16 protein-coding genes are annotated in these 16307 nt (G+C 40.6%); 1 reads left to right on the forward strand and 15 read right to left on the reverse strand.

What is annotated here, in order from left to right; all coding sequences use genetic code 11:
* Positions 1-7: 7 nt before the first annotated feature.
* Genes CAP51_RS11640 through CAP51_RS11660 form a run of 5 tightly spaced genes read right to left on the reverse strand, consistent with a single transcriptional unit; the run spans position 8 to position 5107 of the window.
* The gene (locus CAP51_RS11640; RefSeq protein ID WP_425426803.1) at positions 8-2191 is read right to left on the reverse strand and encodes a type IV pilus secretin PilQ; all 2184 of its coding nucleotides are present in this window, start codon (positions 2189-2191) and stop codon (positions 8-10) included.
* Between the two features lie 12 nt (positions 2192-2203).
* A complete protein-coding gene (locus CAP51_RS11645; protein ID WP_087620932.1) occupies positions 2204-2743 on the reverse strand; it encodes a pilus assembly protein PilP in 540 nt (179 codons plus the stop codon).
* Positions 2740-3432, reverse strand: a complete 693-nt coding sequence (locus CAP51_RS11650) for a type IV pilus inner membrane component PilO (protein WP_087620933.1) — start codon at positions 3430-3432, stop codon at positions 2740-2742. The genes CAP51_RS11645 and CAP51_RS11650 overlap by 4 nt, the downstream gene beginning before the upstream one ends.
* Positions 3429-4049, reverse strand: coding sequence for a PilN domain-containing protein (locus CAP51_RS11655; protein WP_087620934.1), 621 nt, complete (start codon positions 4047-4049; stop codon positions 3429-3431). The genes CAP51_RS11650 and CAP51_RS11655 overlap by 4 nt, the downstream gene beginning before the upstream one ends.
* A complete protein-coding gene (locus tag CAP51_RS11660) occupies positions 4049-5107 on the reverse strand; it encodes a pilus assembly protein PilM (RefSeq protein ID WP_087620935.1) in 1059 nt (352 codons plus the stop codon). The genes CAP51_RS11655 and CAP51_RS11660 overlap by 1 nt, the downstream gene beginning before the upstream one ends.
* A 158-nt stretch (positions 5108-5265) precedes the next feature.
* Between CAP51_RS11660 and CAP51_RS11665 the strand changes: the two genes are divergently transcribed.
* Positions 5266-7851 (forward strand): penicillin-binding protein 1A, encoded by a 2586-nt coding sequence (locus CAP51_RS11665; protein ID WP_087620936.1) that lies wholly within the window; start codon positions 5266-5268, stop codon positions 7849-7851.
* Positions 7852-7909: 58 nt separating this feature from the next.
* Here CAP51_RS11665 and CAP51_RS11670 read toward each other — a convergent pair whose 3' ends face one another.
* From CAP51_RS11670 to CAP51_RS11710, 10 genes are all read right to left on the reverse strand, one after another.
* Positions 7910-8200: an STAS domain-containing protein gene (locus CAP51_RS11670; RefSeq protein ID WP_087620937.1), complete on the reverse strand. Its 291-nt coding sequence runs from the start codon at positions 8198-8200 to the stop codon at positions 7910-7912.
* A 12-nt stretch (positions 8201-8212) separates the two neighbouring features.
* Entirely contained in the window at positions 8213-8839 is a 627-nt protein-coding gene (locus CAP51_RS11675) for an MlaC/ttg2D family ABC transporter substrate-binding protein (RefSeq protein WP_087620938.1), read from the reverse strand.
* Between the two features lie 13 nt (positions 8840-8852).
* Positions 8853-9551 carry an MlaD family protein gene (locus CAP51_RS11680; protein WP_087620939.1) on the reverse strand — a complete coding sequence of 233 codons (699 nt, stop codon included), beginning with the start codon at positions 9549-9551 and terminating at the stop codon, positions 8853-8855.
* Positions 9552-10331, reverse strand: coding sequence for a lipid asymmetry maintenance ABC transporter permease subunit MlaE (gene mlaE, locus CAP51_RS11685; protein ID WP_087620940.1), 780 nt, complete (start codon positions 10329-10331; stop codon positions 9552-9554).
* On the reverse strand, positions 10328-11149 hold the full coding sequence (locus CAP51_RS11690) for an ABC transporter ATP-binding protein (protein WP_087620941.1): 822 nt from the start codon (positions 11147-11149) through the stop codon (positions 10328-10330). Before CAP51_RS11690 ends, mlaE begins: the two co-directional genes overlap by 4 nt.
* Positions 11150-11228: 79 nt before the next feature.
* A complete protein-coding gene (locus CAP51_RS17620; RefSeq protein WP_281249271.1) occupies positions 11229-11360 on the reverse strand; it encodes a hypothetical protein in 132 nt (43 codons plus the stop codon).
* A gap of 119 nt (positions 11361-11479) precedes the next feature.
* Positions 11480-13321, reverse strand: a complete 1842-nt coding sequence (locus CAP51_RS11695; protein WP_087620942.1) for a DEAD/DEAH box helicase — start codon at positions 13319-13321, stop codon at positions 11480-11482.
* Positions 13322-13769: 448 nt separating this feature from the next.
* Positions 13770-14189 (reverse strand): hypothetical protein, encoded by a 420-nt coding sequence (locus tag CAP51_RS11700; protein ID WP_087620943.1) that lies wholly within the window; start codon positions 14187-14189, stop codon positions 13770-13772.
* Between the two features lie 136 nt (positions 14190-14325).
* A complete protein-coding gene (locus CAP51_RS11705) occupies positions 14326-14595 on the reverse strand; it encodes a hypothetical protein (protein WP_087620944.1) in 270 nt (89 codons plus the stop codon).
* Between the two features lie 46 nt (positions 14596-14641).
* Positions 14642-16174 (reverse strand): hypothetical protein, encoded by a 1533-nt coding sequence (locus tag CAP51_RS11710; RefSeq protein ID WP_425426804.1) that lies wholly within the window; start codon positions 16172-16174, stop codon positions 14642-14644.
* Between the last annotated feature and the right edge of the window lie 133 nt (positions 16175-16307).

Raw genomic sequence — 16307 nt, forward strand, 5'->3', positions numbered from 1 at the left:
CCCTATATTAACGATTTGTTGAAGTATTGTCATTTACAATACGAGGCGTGACAAAAATAAGCAGTTCATTTTTACTGTCACTTTTTTCCGTTTTTCTAAACAGGGCACCTACATATGGAATATCACCAAGAAGTGGTACTTTGGTAACTGTATTACTGGTAGTATTTTCAAACACGCCACCCAAAACTACTGTTTCACCATTGTTAATTAATACATTGGTATTAATCTGGTTAACATTAATCGCAACGCCGCCAGGCACAATTTGTCCTACCGTATCTTTAGAAATATTAAGCTGCATACTTACTTTACCTTCAGGCGTGATACTTGGAGTAACCTCTAAAAGTAAAACGGCATCTTTAAACTCGGTTTGCGTTCCGTCCTGAGAGACAGATTGATAAGGAATTTGTATACCAGATTTAATCATTGCTTTTTGTTTATCTGCAGTCAAGACTTTTGGTGTTGAAACTATTTCTGCCAAACCATCTGATTGATATGCAGATAATTCAAGATCCAGCATAAAATCCGAAAGACTAATCAGACCAAAAGCAATTTTACTTGCACCTGAAGTTGTGACACCTAAATCCACATTTAGGTTATCTGGACGCTCAATGGTGTATTCATAAGTCCCAGTTGTAGTATCTAACTCAGGTGTTCTTAGATTCCATAATGTAGTATCACTACCACCAACCAGTAAATTACTATTATTGGTAATTCCTTGCGACAAGATACCCCATTTCACCCCAAATTCTTTACTCAAATCATTGGTTGCCCGAACAATACGCGCCTCAATCATCACCTGTTTAACCGGCACATCTATCAAATCAATCAATTTACGAATTTCATCAATCTTTTGGGCCGTATCATTAATAATTAGAGTGTTTGTTCGTAAATCAGTAGATACCGAACCACGAGCACTCAATAGATTACCTGCCAGCTCATCATTTGCCAGACTATTCGTATTACTTGTATTATTATTCGAGTCTTTACGATTTTTCGATTCTGTAATCAGCTTTTCGATATCAGCCACTTTGGCATAATTTAACTGGATATAATCGGTCTGAATCGGTGCCAGTTTAACACTTTGTGCTTGCGCTTTAGCTTCGTCCTCTTCTGACTTAATGAGCTCAGGAACGGGTGCAATCCAGATCACATTACCATTGCGACGTTTATCCAGATTCTTGCTTTTTAAAATAATATCAAGTGCCTGATCCCATGGTACATCTTTTAAACGAATGGTAATCTGTCCCTGTACCGAATCAGCAGCGACAAGATTGACATCGGTAAAGTCTGCCAGCAATTGTAAAACACGTCGTACTTCAATATCCTGAAAATCCAGAGAAATCTTTTTGCCACTATAATTTTGAGCATTACGTTTAACAGCAGCATTTTCAACAGGGCGTTTTACGCTAATGGTGAGTTTATCTTCTGCCTGATAAGCCATATATTCATAGCTACCAGTCGGCTGAATCACAATCACACCATTGCTACCTTCATTATAAGCATCAATCGAAGAAACAGGAGTGGCAAAATCATTGACATTTAAACGTCTGGCAAGATGCGTGGGTACTTTGGAACCCAAGAGACGAATAACAACTTTACTGCCTTGTTGTTGTACGTCAACTGGAGTACTTGAACTCAATAACTGAATGTTGACTAAACCTTCGCCTTGTGACCCTCGTTCAAAACCAATATTGGATAAACCATTAGCTTGTGTAGTGATTGACTGGGAAATAACATTAGATGGCACGGCAACCGGAGTTTCCAGTTCAGGGGACACTTTAAGAATAAAACTATTACCTTCGGTACGTGTCGTAAATGCACCATGTTGTTTTAAATTGATCGTCAAACGGGAGCGTACATTATCAACCTGTGCCTCAACATTAGAAATTTCTTCACTATTGACTGCAATATTATTATTGGCAAGCTGATTATTGGCACCTTCAAAATCCAGAATCAAACGTGAAGGCGCTTCCAGATGATAGGCTTTTGGCTGTACAGGCAATCCGTCAAATACAACTCGTAATTCGGTGCCCTGATTCCCCAGTTGCATCGGTATCACTTGCGTAATACCAACTTGTGCACTTGCACTTTGTACAACAGCCATTGTCACCGCTGTCATTACAAATTTTTTCATTGTAAAGCCCCTATTCATCATCAATCCCATTTTTTCAAATACACTCATCTTTTTCATTGTATTCACCCCTTATTGAGCATTGCCATATAAAACCAGATTGCGTGGGCGTTCAATAAACCCATCTTGACCATCTGGGACAACTTCAATCAAGGAGATTTCATTTGGTGTAATCCCCACAATCCGACCATGGTTTTTACCCATATAGCTGCCCTTTTGTACCTGCTCAATTTCTCCATCGGGCGTACGTACCAAGGCAATAATCTTGCCGGAGGCACCACGCATGGTACCTTTCATAAATAACTCTTCCAAAGCATAACTTTCAAGCGGCTGCAAAGGACGAGAAAGATTCGGATAAACACGTTTACCCGACATGACTTTCAACTCATTGGCAATACTTGTGGGTACAAAAGGACTTTTTAGCTGGAAACTGCTGTAACTATAGCTTGGCACAGGCGTAAAGGTCGGTGGTGGCTCAACCGGTAACGGCGGTTGATTGCGAATTTCCTGCATTTTAAGCATTGCATTTTCTGTACGTGATTCGCATCCCGCTAAGACCAATGCTACAAATCCAAATAAAAAAACAAGTCTGAGACGAGGTTTATCTATCATTTTTTGCTCTCCTCAGCTTTGCTTTTATCATTTTCAGTCATATAACGATAGGTTTTCGCCTTCATATTCATCACTAGCTTGGGTACTTCACTGCCTTTTACTTCTTCGGCCTTGATATCAAAATCATGTAAAGTAACAATACGTGGTAATGCCGCAATCGCACTCACAAAACCACCCATACTGTGATAATGCCCCGTTACCGAAATATCAATCGGTTGCTCAATAAAGACTTCTTGTTTAACTTCTGGTAATAACTGAATATTTTTAAATTCCAGTCCTGAAGACACCCCTGCCATATTAATATCTTCAACCAGCCCCGGAATTTCGGTTTCTTTGGGCAACTGATCCAGTTGCTGATTAAACTGAACTTCCATCAACTGTACCTGCGCCTGATATTGTTGCAGGTTTCTTAATTTGGAATCCTTGTCACGGAATTCGTTTAATAAATTCTGTTGCTGCGCTTCCGCTTGTGAAATGCGATCCTGCACGCCCCGAATCAAGACAAAATAGGCCAAGACACAGATGAGAACAAGGATAAAAACATACATGGTAAACTTGACAGAAGCTGGCCAGGCACCAATATTGTCCATATCCATCTGTTGTAATTGCTGAACATAGCGTTCAAAAGAAAAACCTTTTTTTGCTTTTCCTTCTTCTTGATCAAATTGATCCATATTATCTACACTCATGGCGCCACCTCTTCAGTTGTTTGTGGTGCGACAAGAATGGTACTCATATCCCCTAGATCGACTGTCACCAAAAAAGTACCATAAGCATCTTCTGCACGAGGTGCCACAGCACCTTGTTGCTGCGGCTTGATTTCACCTGCAACAAAAGAATTCATAAACGCATTTCTAAACCAAGGTGATCCACCAAGATTTCTTAAAAAATCTGACACTACATTCGGATCTAGGGCTTTTCCGCTAATCGAAAATTTATCGCCCTGTCTTGAAAAGCCCGTTAAATACATATTTTGTGGTGTTAATTTTGAAATTTCATCAAATACATGCACAATCACAGGTCTCACCCCTTGTAGATCCTGAATAAGTTTCATGCGTTCCACGATCTCATCACGACGTACTTGCAAACCATCTAATGCTTTAAGTTGTTGATCTAGTTGCTGGTTGGCGGCCACAATACTTTCATTTGCTGTATTTTGTTCATCAAGTTGATGGTTGTAAAACATCCAGATTAATGCTGATAAAACGATTCCTAATACAGCCACCCCACCACTGACAGCAATAAATTCTTTTTTCCGCTGTTCCCGGCGTTCTTCACGCCAAGGCAATAAGTTTATCTTCGCCATCAGTCAAAACTCCTTAATGCCAATCCAGAGGCAACCAGTAAAGATGAAGCATCATTTTCCAGTTTTTTTATATCAACCTGTGGTGCATAGCTCATACGTAAAAAAGGGTTTGCGACTGTTACACGATAGCCTAAATTATCTTGCAATAACTTGGGTAAGCCCTGAATATTTGCCCCGCCCCCGGCTAATAACAAATGATCGATTTCCGAATATTGTGAAGAAGAAAAGAAAAATTGTAATGATCTAGCTGCTTGTTGTGCCAATGCATCCATAAAGGGATAAAGGATTTCAGTTTCATAATCATCGGGCAGATTGCGCTCTTTTTTCGAAAATCCGGCCTCGGCATAGGATAAACCATAACGCTGCTGAACTTCCTGCGTCAGCTGTTTCCCCCCAAAACTTTGTTCGCGACTATAGATCACCTTGCCATGATCTAAAACGGTAAGCGTGGTTTGAGTATGACCAATATCCAGCACACCCACTAAATTTGCACCCATTGGCAAGCTATCTGCCAGCAAGGCATAGGCACGTTCCAAGGCATAAGATTCGACATCAACTATTTTTGCTTTTAGTCCTGCCAGTTCAACAACTTCTACTCTTTTTTCGACATTTTCGGTTCGTGTCGCAACCAAAAGCACATCCACTTTATTGGGATTGCGATCATTGGTTTTTAAAATTTCGAAATCCAGACTGACTTCATCTAGCGGGTAGGGGATATATTGTTCTGCATCCATACGAATCTGAACTTCACGTTCATCATCGTTCATGTCTGCATCCATTTCGATAATTTTAGTGATGGCTGAAATCGTAGGTACTGCCACTGCAACTTGCTTAAGACTTGGGTTGGCCAAGTTATAAGTACGTTCTAAAACTTCCCCTACATTTTCAGGCTGCATAATGGTTTTATCCATTACATCATTTTCGGCTAATGGTAACACCCCGTATGCTTCAACCTGAAACTTACCATTTTTTTCACTAAGCTGTATTAACTTTACAGAAGTCGAACTAATATCTATACCCACAACACCCTTAGATGCTTTAGAATTTAATTTAAGCACTATGCGTTTCCTATTTTTTTATCCCCTGAGAAATATGGAGTATGTACCATTTTTTGTATTAGCAGCATTTTATTGCTAACAATCTGCATAGCTTATCGCTATACTTATAGGTACTTTCCAATTTCACTATACATCGTGCTTATTAAAACCCAGTTATTATGAAAAAGCTATCATCTCATGGACAGATTCATCCATTTTTTTCAATTATAATTTTAGGATTATTATCTGTTCCCATGGCATTTTATGGCATGTATTTGTATATTGCGCCATCATTGCCCAGTATGAGTAGCCTACAAAAGGCCCCATTAGAAAAACCATTACAGATTTTTACCAAAGATCAAATGCTGATCGCTGAATTTGGCGATCGTCTTTCTATTCCGGTGCAATATCAAAACATTCCACCTGATTTAATTCACGCCTTTTTAGCAGCTGAAGATTCATCTTTTTTTGAACATAGCGGGGTAAGTTTTAAAGGATTGGGACGGGCGGTAACCGAAACCCTGAGTGGGTCAGCCCAAACAGGTGGTTCAACCATCACCATGCAAGTTGCAAAAAACTATTATCTTAGTCCTGAACGAACACTGCGCCGCAAACTGACTGAAATTTTTCTTGCACGAAAAATAGAAGAAAACCTGAGTAAAGAAGAAATTTTAACACTTTACGTGAACAAGATTTTCCTGGGTAAAAACGCCTATGGCATTCAGGCTGCTGCAAAAATTTATTATAATAAAACCCTAAGTGAACTGACGCTGGCTGAAAAAGCCATGATTGCTGGCTTACCTAAAGCCCCTTCCAAATATAACCCAGTCGCTAATCCAGAACGTGCCCTAGAACGTCGCAACTGGATTCTTGGTCGAATGCTGCAACTGGGCTACATTGAACAACAACAGTATGAACAGGCCATTGCCGAACCGATTCAATTAAAACTCTATAACCGTAAAGTTCAGGAAAAATACCCCTATCTGGCAGAACTGGTACGAAAAGAACTGGTTAACCAGTTTGGTCCCCAAGTGATTAATTCCGGTTTTCAGGTCTATACTACGGTTGATAGTTATCGTCAGGAACTGGCGGAAGAAGCAGTTCGATCAGGTCTGGAAGATTATGATCGTCGTCATGGCTGGCGGGGTGCAGAAGCACATGACAAGCCATTAAAAGACTTTATCACTTTTGCTAATATGTGGCCTGCCAAAGTAACCAAAGTTAATCAAAGCAGTTTTGAAGCAGAGCTCAAAGACGGATCTACTGTTACTATTCCCTGGTCTGGTATGAGTTGGGTCAGATTATATAGAAATGCTAATAATTCGGGTCCTGCTGCAAGTCGTGCATCACAGATTGTTAAAGTGAATGATATTGTTCGCGTCCGACCCAATGCGGATAAAACCAGCTGGAGTCTGGTTCAGGTTCCAAAAGTACAAGGCCAATTGATCGCACTGAATCCCAATAGTGGTGCGATTGAAGCTATGGTGGGTGGTTTTAATTTCTATCAATCAAAATTTAATCGTTCTGTTCAAGGCTGGCGTCAACCGGGTTCAACCATTAAACCTTTTGTTTATGCACTCGCACTTGAGCGTGGTATGACACCTTATACCATGCTTAGCGATGCGCCGATTACCATTGGTAAATGGTCACCCAGAAACTCGGATGGACGTTATCTGGGTATGATTCCCCTACGCCGCGCACTGTATTTATCCCGTAATACCGTTTCAGTTCGAATTTTACAAAATGTAGGGATCGAGCGTACTCGTCAATTCTTTATGGATATCGGCTTGCATGAAGACCAGATTCCAAGAAATTATACCATTGCACTAGGAACACCTCAGGTATTACCAATTCAAATGGCAACTGGCTATGCAGCGATTGCCAATGGTGGATATCGGATACAACCCTATTTTATTGATCATATTACTGATGCTTCCGGTCAAACCATTTTCAAGGCAAACCCTGCCTATGCATGTATTAGTTGTGCCATAGAACAAGAGAACAATACGCAGCAAGCGAACACCGAAGTACCAGCACAAGATGATGAAAATGTCACGGTATTGACCAACAATAATGCAGACAATGCCATTGTTGAACAGGTTGCAAAGCAGCAAAGTCCAAGTCCGGATCAAAAGATTTCTGGACAATATCGCAAAGCACAGCGGATTTTAAAATCAAGTTCTGCTTATGATATGGCCAATATTTTACGCGATGTCATTCAACATGGTACAGGTCGTGCAGCACTGAAGCTTGGTCGTAGTGATCTTGGCGGGAAAACAGGAACCACCAATGATGCAAAAGATGCATGGTTTGCCGGTTTTAATGGAAATTTAGTTGCTGTAGCATGGGTTGGCTTTGACTCTCCAAGCACTCTAGGTCGGCGTGAATATGGGGGTGTTGCAGCACTTCCGATCTGGACAGACTTCATGGGTGGTGCACTAAAAAATCAACCATCGGCTTGGGTGAAACTAGACCAAAATGGCAATCAAACCATTGATCAGCAGGTGATGAATAATGGCATGGTCGATGATGACTACCTACGTCAGCAAAAAGAAGTGCCTCCTCTGGCACGTCCAATCTATCGTCCACCAGTGATAAGCAATACGCCAAATAATACGCGTGATAATGATTTTGCTGATTTGCCAGGTGAAGAAATTCTTATTCCAGACCGTGCAACACCACCAGCAATTAATCAGTCCACGCCACAAGCCAAGCAAAATACTGGTAACAATAGCGAACAAATCCATCCCAACAGTATTTTCTAATTTCAATATACAAAAAAAGCGAACACATCATGGTTCGCTTTTTTCGTAGAAAGAAAAACTATTTTTCAAGTAATTGCATTAAGTTACTGGCACGGATAATGCCCCGCATTTTTTCAGGCACAGCCGTTAACTTAAGGCTTTGCATAGTTGGACATGCACGCAACCATTGAATAAAAATAGCTAAAACTAGCGTATTACCATGCTGTAAATTAGACAAATCCACCTGTATCGGCCATGACTGCTGCTGTTTAAGTTGCACAAGTCCTTGCTGATAAATTTGCTGGGCATTGTCAAAATCAACCTGTCCATTTAGATAAAGCTGATTGTTTTTAAATTCAACAGTTGCCATTTCTCTGTCCTATTATTTTTTAGCGACATCCGCATCAGGTTTAAAGCTGGCAATTGCCTTATCAATATTGCCACCGTTTTGCTGTACCGTAGATTTAAACTGATCACGGAAAGTCAAGGCAAGATCGATTCCGCTCACATTAATATTACGGATTTTCCATTCATTGTTTTTATCTACCAATTGGAAGCCAACCGGAATTTTATTACCATTGGTGGCTTTGAAGTCCATCATAACCACTGGATATTGCGAACCTGTGTCTCTATAAGGGCGCAGGGTATAGCCTTCATTACTATATTGTGCCAAACCTTTTGCATAGGTTTTAATAATACTGTCACGAAAGTTTTTGGTAAATTGACCACGTTGTGCGGCAGTCGTATATTGGTTGGAATAATACTGTCCCATCACCAAGCGGGAAAAACCCTGCTCATCCACATAAGGTTCAATATTTTGAGAAACCAGTTTATTGATGACCGCAGGATTTTGTAACTGACCCTTATTTTGCTTCAATTGTGCAATCATCTGGTCTGAAATACGTTTTACAAAATCTGGCGGTGCTTCTTTAGGTGCAGCAAAAGTCAATGAACTAGCCAACATACTTGTTACTGCCGTCGCAAGTAATACTTTATTCATGGCTGTCATACTCTATCTCCTATCATTCTTTAAATAATGCATCATCACTTGATTGTTGTGATGCAGTCGTCGCTGGGCTTGAAGCAGGTTGTTGCTCTGCCGCCTGACTGGTATTTTGTGAGGTTGAACTGTTGGTAATAAACTTATTCACCAAATCTTCAATTTCCACCGTACCTTGTGTTTGGGTATCCGGGAAACTACCGCCTTGGGCGATATAGGTAAATGCACCACCTGGTTCAACCTTTAAATATTTTTCACCAATAATGCCATTGGTTGCTACTTTAATATAAGCATCTTCATCAATGGTGGTGATGTGCTTCATGTTATCAATGAGTTGCTTTTCCATAGCTTTTTGTTGTGCAGGATCGGCTTGCTCATACTCATAGCTGTATTTCAAATCCTCAAGCGCATTTTTTTCTACCTGCTTTAATTGCTCTGGGGTAAAGGTGGTGAGTTTTTTATCCATAGCAATGGTCACAATGGCACGATCAACCATCGGATCAAATGCAATTTTTTGCACTTGTCCCACCTTGACCCCACTAATTGTCACTTTTGCACGCTCTTTTAAACCACTAATGTTGTCAAATTTGGCAGTTAAAGTATAGGTTTCGCCTAAATTACTGCCTGCCAACCCACTGACACGCATTGCCAGTAAAAATAATGCTGCTGCAAATAGAATTACAAATACGCCAACGGCCAGCTCAACTGTACGCGATTTCATTTAATTCACTCCGAACATGACCGCAGTCAACACAAAATCAAAACCCAAAACACATAAAGACGAATACACAACGGTACGTGTCATGGAAGTTGCAATACCTTCAGGTGTAGGCTCACAAGCATAGCCCTGATAGACTGCAATCCATGTACAGATCACAGCAAAGACAATACTTTTTACAATAGTACCGTTAAACACATCTTGTCCAAATTCGACTGATGCCTGCATGCTATTCCAGAACGAGCCATTATCCGCACCCAAAAAATCAACGCCAATCAATTTGCCGCCAATAATCCCTACCGCCGCAAAAACCACAGACAGCATCGGTAAACTCACAATACCTGCCCATAACCGTGGTGAAATGATTTGCTTTAATGGATCAACCCCGATCATTTCCATACTGGCAAGTTGTTCACTTTGTTTCATCGATCCGATTTCTGCGGTCAGTGCCGAACCAGCCCGACCAGCAAATAATAACGCAGCAACCACAGGTGCAAGCTCTCGCAATAAGGTCAAGGCAACTGCTGTACCCAACATTGCTTCACTACCAAAATTCACCAGAATGCTGTACATCTGCAAGCCCAGTACACCGCCAATAAACAACCCAGATACGCTAATGATCAATAGAGACATCACGCCAACGCGATACATTTGATAAATAAACAAACGTACCCCTTGCCATGTTGGTACTGAAAGAAAAACTTGCAATAACATGAGGGTTGCCATACCAATGCCCTGGACTCTCTCAATCACTCGTCGTCCAAGCAAAGCTATTGCATTCATTGTGCTACCCCTTGCTGTGCCAAATAAGGTGTATGGCTAAACTGATAATCGACAGGACCATCAATTGAACCGGTCAAAAACTGTTGTACGAAAGCATTCGGGTGTGCTCGAAGTTCCTCAGGTGTTCCCTCGCCCTGAACGATGCCTTCTGCAACCACATAAATATAATCCGCAATAGAGAGTGTTTCCTCGACATCATGCGAAACAATAATCGTGGTCAAATCCAGTGCTTCTCGTAATGAACGAATCAATCGACTTAACACACCCATCACAATCGGATCCTGTCCGGCAAAGGGCTCATCATACATAATCAATTCCGGATCCAAGGCAATTGCACGTGCCAAAGCCACACGACGATTCATCCCGCCTGACAATTCTGATGGCATTAATTTCTCTGCGCCACGCAATCCCACTGCTTCAAGCTTTAAACCAACAATTTCACCAATCAGATTTTCTGGCAATTTGGTATGCGCACGAATTGGAAACGCCACATTCTCATACACACTCATGTCTGTAAATAAAGCACCACTTTGAAATAACATCCCCATACGGGCCCGTGCTTCAAACAATTCTTTACGCGACATACTGCCAATGTCCGTACCATCAAGCAGCACTTGACCTCTATCCGGTTTAAGTTGTCCGCCGATTAAGCGCAATAGTGTCGTTTTCCCTGTACCAGAAGGCCCCATAAATGCAGTAATTTGCCCACGACGAATCGTGACATTGATATTGTCATAAATAATACGTGTGCCACGGTTGAAGCTTAAGTTTTTCACTTCGACCAGTGCTTGATCTTTAGATTGGAAAGATGGATTCATATTTCTATTATCTATCCATTATAGGAAAGACATATCTTACAAAGAAATGTCGAAAATATCGTTATAATTATGATAAAAATTACTTTTTATCTACATCTTGATGAAGATGCAAAATATATTGTACATCATTTGAACTAAGTTTTTCTTTAATGACCGAATAGCTGAGATAAACAGCATTCAGCATCACCAATGCAACAAAAATATATGGCACAAATCCTCCTTAACACATAAAAATGTATATATTATCACACATTTTAACATAGCAACTGTTTTAAGAATAGCCATAAAAAAACACGCCCTAAAGCGTGTTTTTTTGACAAACTCTAAAAATTAAGATTTATCACTTGACCATTTACGACGTTCGCCACGATCACCCTGAGAAAAACGACGCTCAGTATTATCATGTTGACCAAATTCGCGACGCGCAGGACGCTCACTGTTACCAAACTCACGGCGAACTGGACGATCACCAAAGTCTTTGCGTGGTGCCGGACGATCGCTATTACCAAATTCACGACGCGGTGGACGGTCACCAAACTCTTTACGTGCAGGGCGATCACTGTTACCAAATTCACGACGTGGTGGACGATCACCAAACTCTTTACGCGCAGGACGGTCACCATTGCCAAATTCACGACGCGGTGGATGATCACCAAATTCTTTACGTGCAGGACGATCACCACGTGGTTGATAATCGGCACGGTTACCACGATTATCATCATTATTAAAACGCGGTTTATCGGAACGTGGCTTACCAGCAAATTGACCTACTGCATCAGTCGATGCATATTCGCTACGCTCACGGCGTGGGCTACGCTCTTCACGTTTGAAATGGCCTTCACCTTCAACACGACGTTTACCCGTAAAACCACCACCAAAGCTGCGGCCTTCAGGACGATCACTACGTCCACCACGGTCTGAAGAACGATCAAAACCGCCACGTCCACCACGACGATCACCTTGTTTCTTACCACCAGCACCACTACGACGAGGACGTTCTTGTGGTGGAGATGGCTCTAAACCTTCGATTTCAGAAACATTTAAACGTGTTTCCAAATAATCTTCTAATGCACGAATTTTGCCACGTTCACGGTAAGTCGCCAAAGTAACTGCCTGACCTGAACGACCAGCACGGCCAGTACGACCCACACGGTGAACATAGTCTTCATTTTTCATTGGAAGACCAAAGTTAATCACGTGAGAGATTGTCGGAACATCTAGACCACGTGCTGCAACATCGGTTGCCACCAGAATTTTTGCTTTACCTTCACGAATACTGCGTAAACGACGGTTACGAACCGATTGTGGCATCGCACCGTGCAATGCAACCACAGAAAAACCAGATTCAGCCAACTCTTCAGCCAGCATATCGGTATCTTCTTGTGTAGAAGCAAATACTACCGCTTGATCAAGTGTTTCATCACTTAACCAGTGATTCAGTAATTTTTTCTTATGTTCAAAACCATCAGTCCAATGCAGAGTTTGTGTAACATCAGTATTGGTTGTGTGACCTGTTTCGATTGCGATACGCTCAGGCGAGTTCATCATGCGTTCAGCAAGTGAAATAATGCGGTCAGCAAATGTTGCAGAGAACATTAAAGTTTGATCACGCTCACCAGCCAAATCACTAATCGCTTCTAAATCTTCAGAGAAGCCAAGATCCAGCATACGGTCTGCTTCATCAACGATTAACGCTTTAACTTGATTAAGTTTTAATTGACGACGATTAACTAAATCCAGTAAACGGCCTGGTGTCGCAACTAAAACCTGTGCACCTTTTAACTGTTGAATTTGTTTTGCAAATGGCATACCACCCATAACCGCTGCGACACGCACACCTTTCATGTGGCGAACCAGATCAATGGCATCATGACTAACTTGCTGTGCCAATTCACGTGTTGGGCAAAGTACCAAAATAGATGGTGCAGGTGCTGCACGCATACGTTCTTTAAACGGTACAAAAGTATCTTGTTGTGCAATTGCATTTAATGTTGGCAATAAGAATGCCACTGTTTTACCTGAACCTGTCTGGCTAGAAACCAATAAATCCTTACCTTCTAGGGCAGCAGGAATTGCTTGTTCTTGTACTGGTGTGGGTGCAGTAAAACCTAAATCTGTTAAGGCGAGTTGTAATGATTCTGCGAGAGAAAAATCTGCAAATGTCTTGCTCATAGAGAGTTCCACCTATTCAGGTGCTCCAATTTTAAAATTTGTATGTAATACATCGGCATCAGGCGGCAAAGCTCAAGCTTTTACCCACTATTTCAAGTAGATATCCGATTTAAGACGATGTGGTCTATAAACGCACACATGATTACGGCTGCAACCTGAAAAATCGCTTAGGCGATTCGGCGCGAAGGGAACGTCCTCTCATTGGACAACACGCGCAGACTACGCAGACTATAGGTAGTATTTAAAAGGAAATGTTCAGGTAAGAACGGAAAATTCGTGCGTTTGGCAAGTATAACAGCAAAAAACTAAAAAAGATATACTTATTAGAATAGTTTGTTTTATTTAGCTCTAGAGCGTTCCATTGCAATCTCAGAAAACTTAAATTATGAGTTAAATAATACATGGTATATTTAACTTTAAATATACCATGGTTTCATAAACACAAACATTACAATCCTAATAAAGCAATTGCCAATGCAGATTTCCAATTTAATGCAGCAGCATTCTTGCAAGCAAGTGACTGAGTATCATTCATAAGAATTGATAACCAAGTATCTACAAAGCTATAAGCAAATCCTGAACCAAAATTAGAAGCTATTTTACGAACCCAGTTTACCTCATTATCTCGTAGCATATCATCTGCTATATCAAAACCGATATTTTCACCTATATTTTGCAAGCCATCTACCACACCTTGTACAATAGCGATGAAAATTCCTAACCCTACAGTACATGATCGAATTTCCTGAAGAATCTTGTCCACGATTTCAGCAACCTCATCTGAAATCATACTTTCATCAACATACACAGAATTACCGTATAAAGCCTTAATAATTTTTACATATAATTCACGCTCTGCTAAAGTCATTACGCTCTCCACTTTATAAGTTAATGTAGGAATAATTTAAAACCATTTATATTTCAGAAATAAGACTTATTACCACATTATTTTTTAGCACAAAACCTAATATATTTAAATTAAAATCAAATACTTATATTAATAATTATTCTTTTTTTGGCGATAAGCTAAATTGTTTTAAACAATATTGATGTTTCTCTTGCGGTTCCATTACATTGAGTGAATTCCTCACACATTGACAGAAATCAAGCTGATCTTTTGGTTTAATTTCATTAGGAATTTTTACAGTTGCACAAGTCTGCACAAATTGTCCTCTTGTATTAAACTTAATGCCATTTAATACAAGAATAGGCATAGATAAAATTATTGCGATCAATACAAGGATAGGATAATTATCTTTAAACCATTTACGCATATACTTCCACAACATTGGTCATCTTAGATATCTTTTATCATAACATTTACGTTCTCGCTTTTTTCAATTTACCCAGCGTAAACCCATAAATGGCTGCAAAAGGTAAAGCTGTTCTTGCCAGATAAGGCACATACCACAAACCGCCATGATTGGCATTTTCCATGATCAATTTTAATGGATGTTCCAGCGTATTTTGTGGATTAGCCACGCTATCTGGACAATTAAGATCATAAATCCATAATGCAGCCATAATCGCATTGGTGGTTTCCGGGCTAAAGGCTTCCACACCAAACAAATCTGCGCCTTCAAAAGCGGCTTTTAATAATGGATTTTTAATTACTGATCGAGTTGTGGTCGATGGCGCAATATTAATCGATACTTTTTGTCCTTGCTGACGTGCAATCAAAGCATACCATTGCTGCAAACGTTTAGCCAAAGCATAATTCGGTCCCTGCTCTACCACCATACAATCGGCAATGGCATATTGCTGACCATTATCCGACGCATATAAGGATTCATCATTGGGCTGAAAGAAATGTGAAAACGACACTTTATTGACAGCCTTGGATAAAAACTTTTCGATCTGTGTGCGTTTTTGTTTACGCTGCTCAATGGCTTCAATCACACGCTTGGGAATGGCATAAATATCCGTTGGTGTAAGCATAAACATAATGCTACAGTCAGATTTTAACTGACTAATTTTTTGCATAATCGAAATCATTGCAAGCGAAACACGCACATGCTTTTCACCATCGAGATAAGCAATCCCAGCCAAATCCAGCTGTTGCCGAAAACTTGCCAGCCAGTTGGCGATTTCCGGTGCCTGTTTAAGTAAATCCACACCAAGAACCCGCTCACCATTTTTCCCTTGCTGCATTGGTGCAATCAATGTGGCATTACCCTTACGGATGGTATCCTGAATTTTTTGCCAGATCTTTTCATTAGGCAAATCAATAGCAACGATATTAGCTTTCCATTTTGACAACCATGTCAAAGGTCCTGCTTCGGAAGCAGCACCAAACAACACCACGGTACGTTGTGATAAGTCAAACCATTCGGGATGTTGCTGAACAGTTTTTAATGCCTGTGCATGAGTAGGATCAATAATTCCGTTATCCTGCCAAATGTCGATTTGCTCAAGTAAGGCTTGTCCGGTTAAAAACTTGCCGTGATAGGGAATGCCCCATTCAGCAATTTCCGCACTGCCTTCCCCCTTTAAAGTGAATTTGGCAAAGCTAAAATCTTGTGAACGCTGCATTGCTTCATTGAGTGTATAGGTTTCGCCATCACGGTGAAAAACCAGCGTTTGCTGTGCAGTGTGTAGTCCTTTTTCGGCAATTTTTAATGCGGCATCGACCGACTGAATACTATGCTGTACCAATGCTTTAAAATAATAGGGATAATCTCTGCGCCAGTTTTTTTCTTTTAATACGTCTACAGATTGTGGTGCCGCAGCTGCTTGTAATGCAGCATGAATAACCGTTTTACCAAAACGTGATGTACTGGGTTTACCGGTCTGCGCCAATACAGGAAACTGGATGCCATCATTATTTTTTGTAGACATATTATGCGTCTCCATACGATTACAATCATCATCAAAAAAGCTAACTGCTAATCATGGCAAAAAATTGCGGTAAAATAACTGACCAAAAAGCTCATTGTGGTTAAGTTTTGTTTTTATGTATGGAGCATTGTTCTTTTCAACATGCAAC

It is taken from the genome of Acinetobacter populi, assembly GCF_002174125.1.
Taxonomy (GTDB): domain Bacteria; phylum Pseudomonadota; class Gammaproteobacteria; order Pseudomonadales; family Moraxellaceae; genus Acinetobacter; species Acinetobacter populi.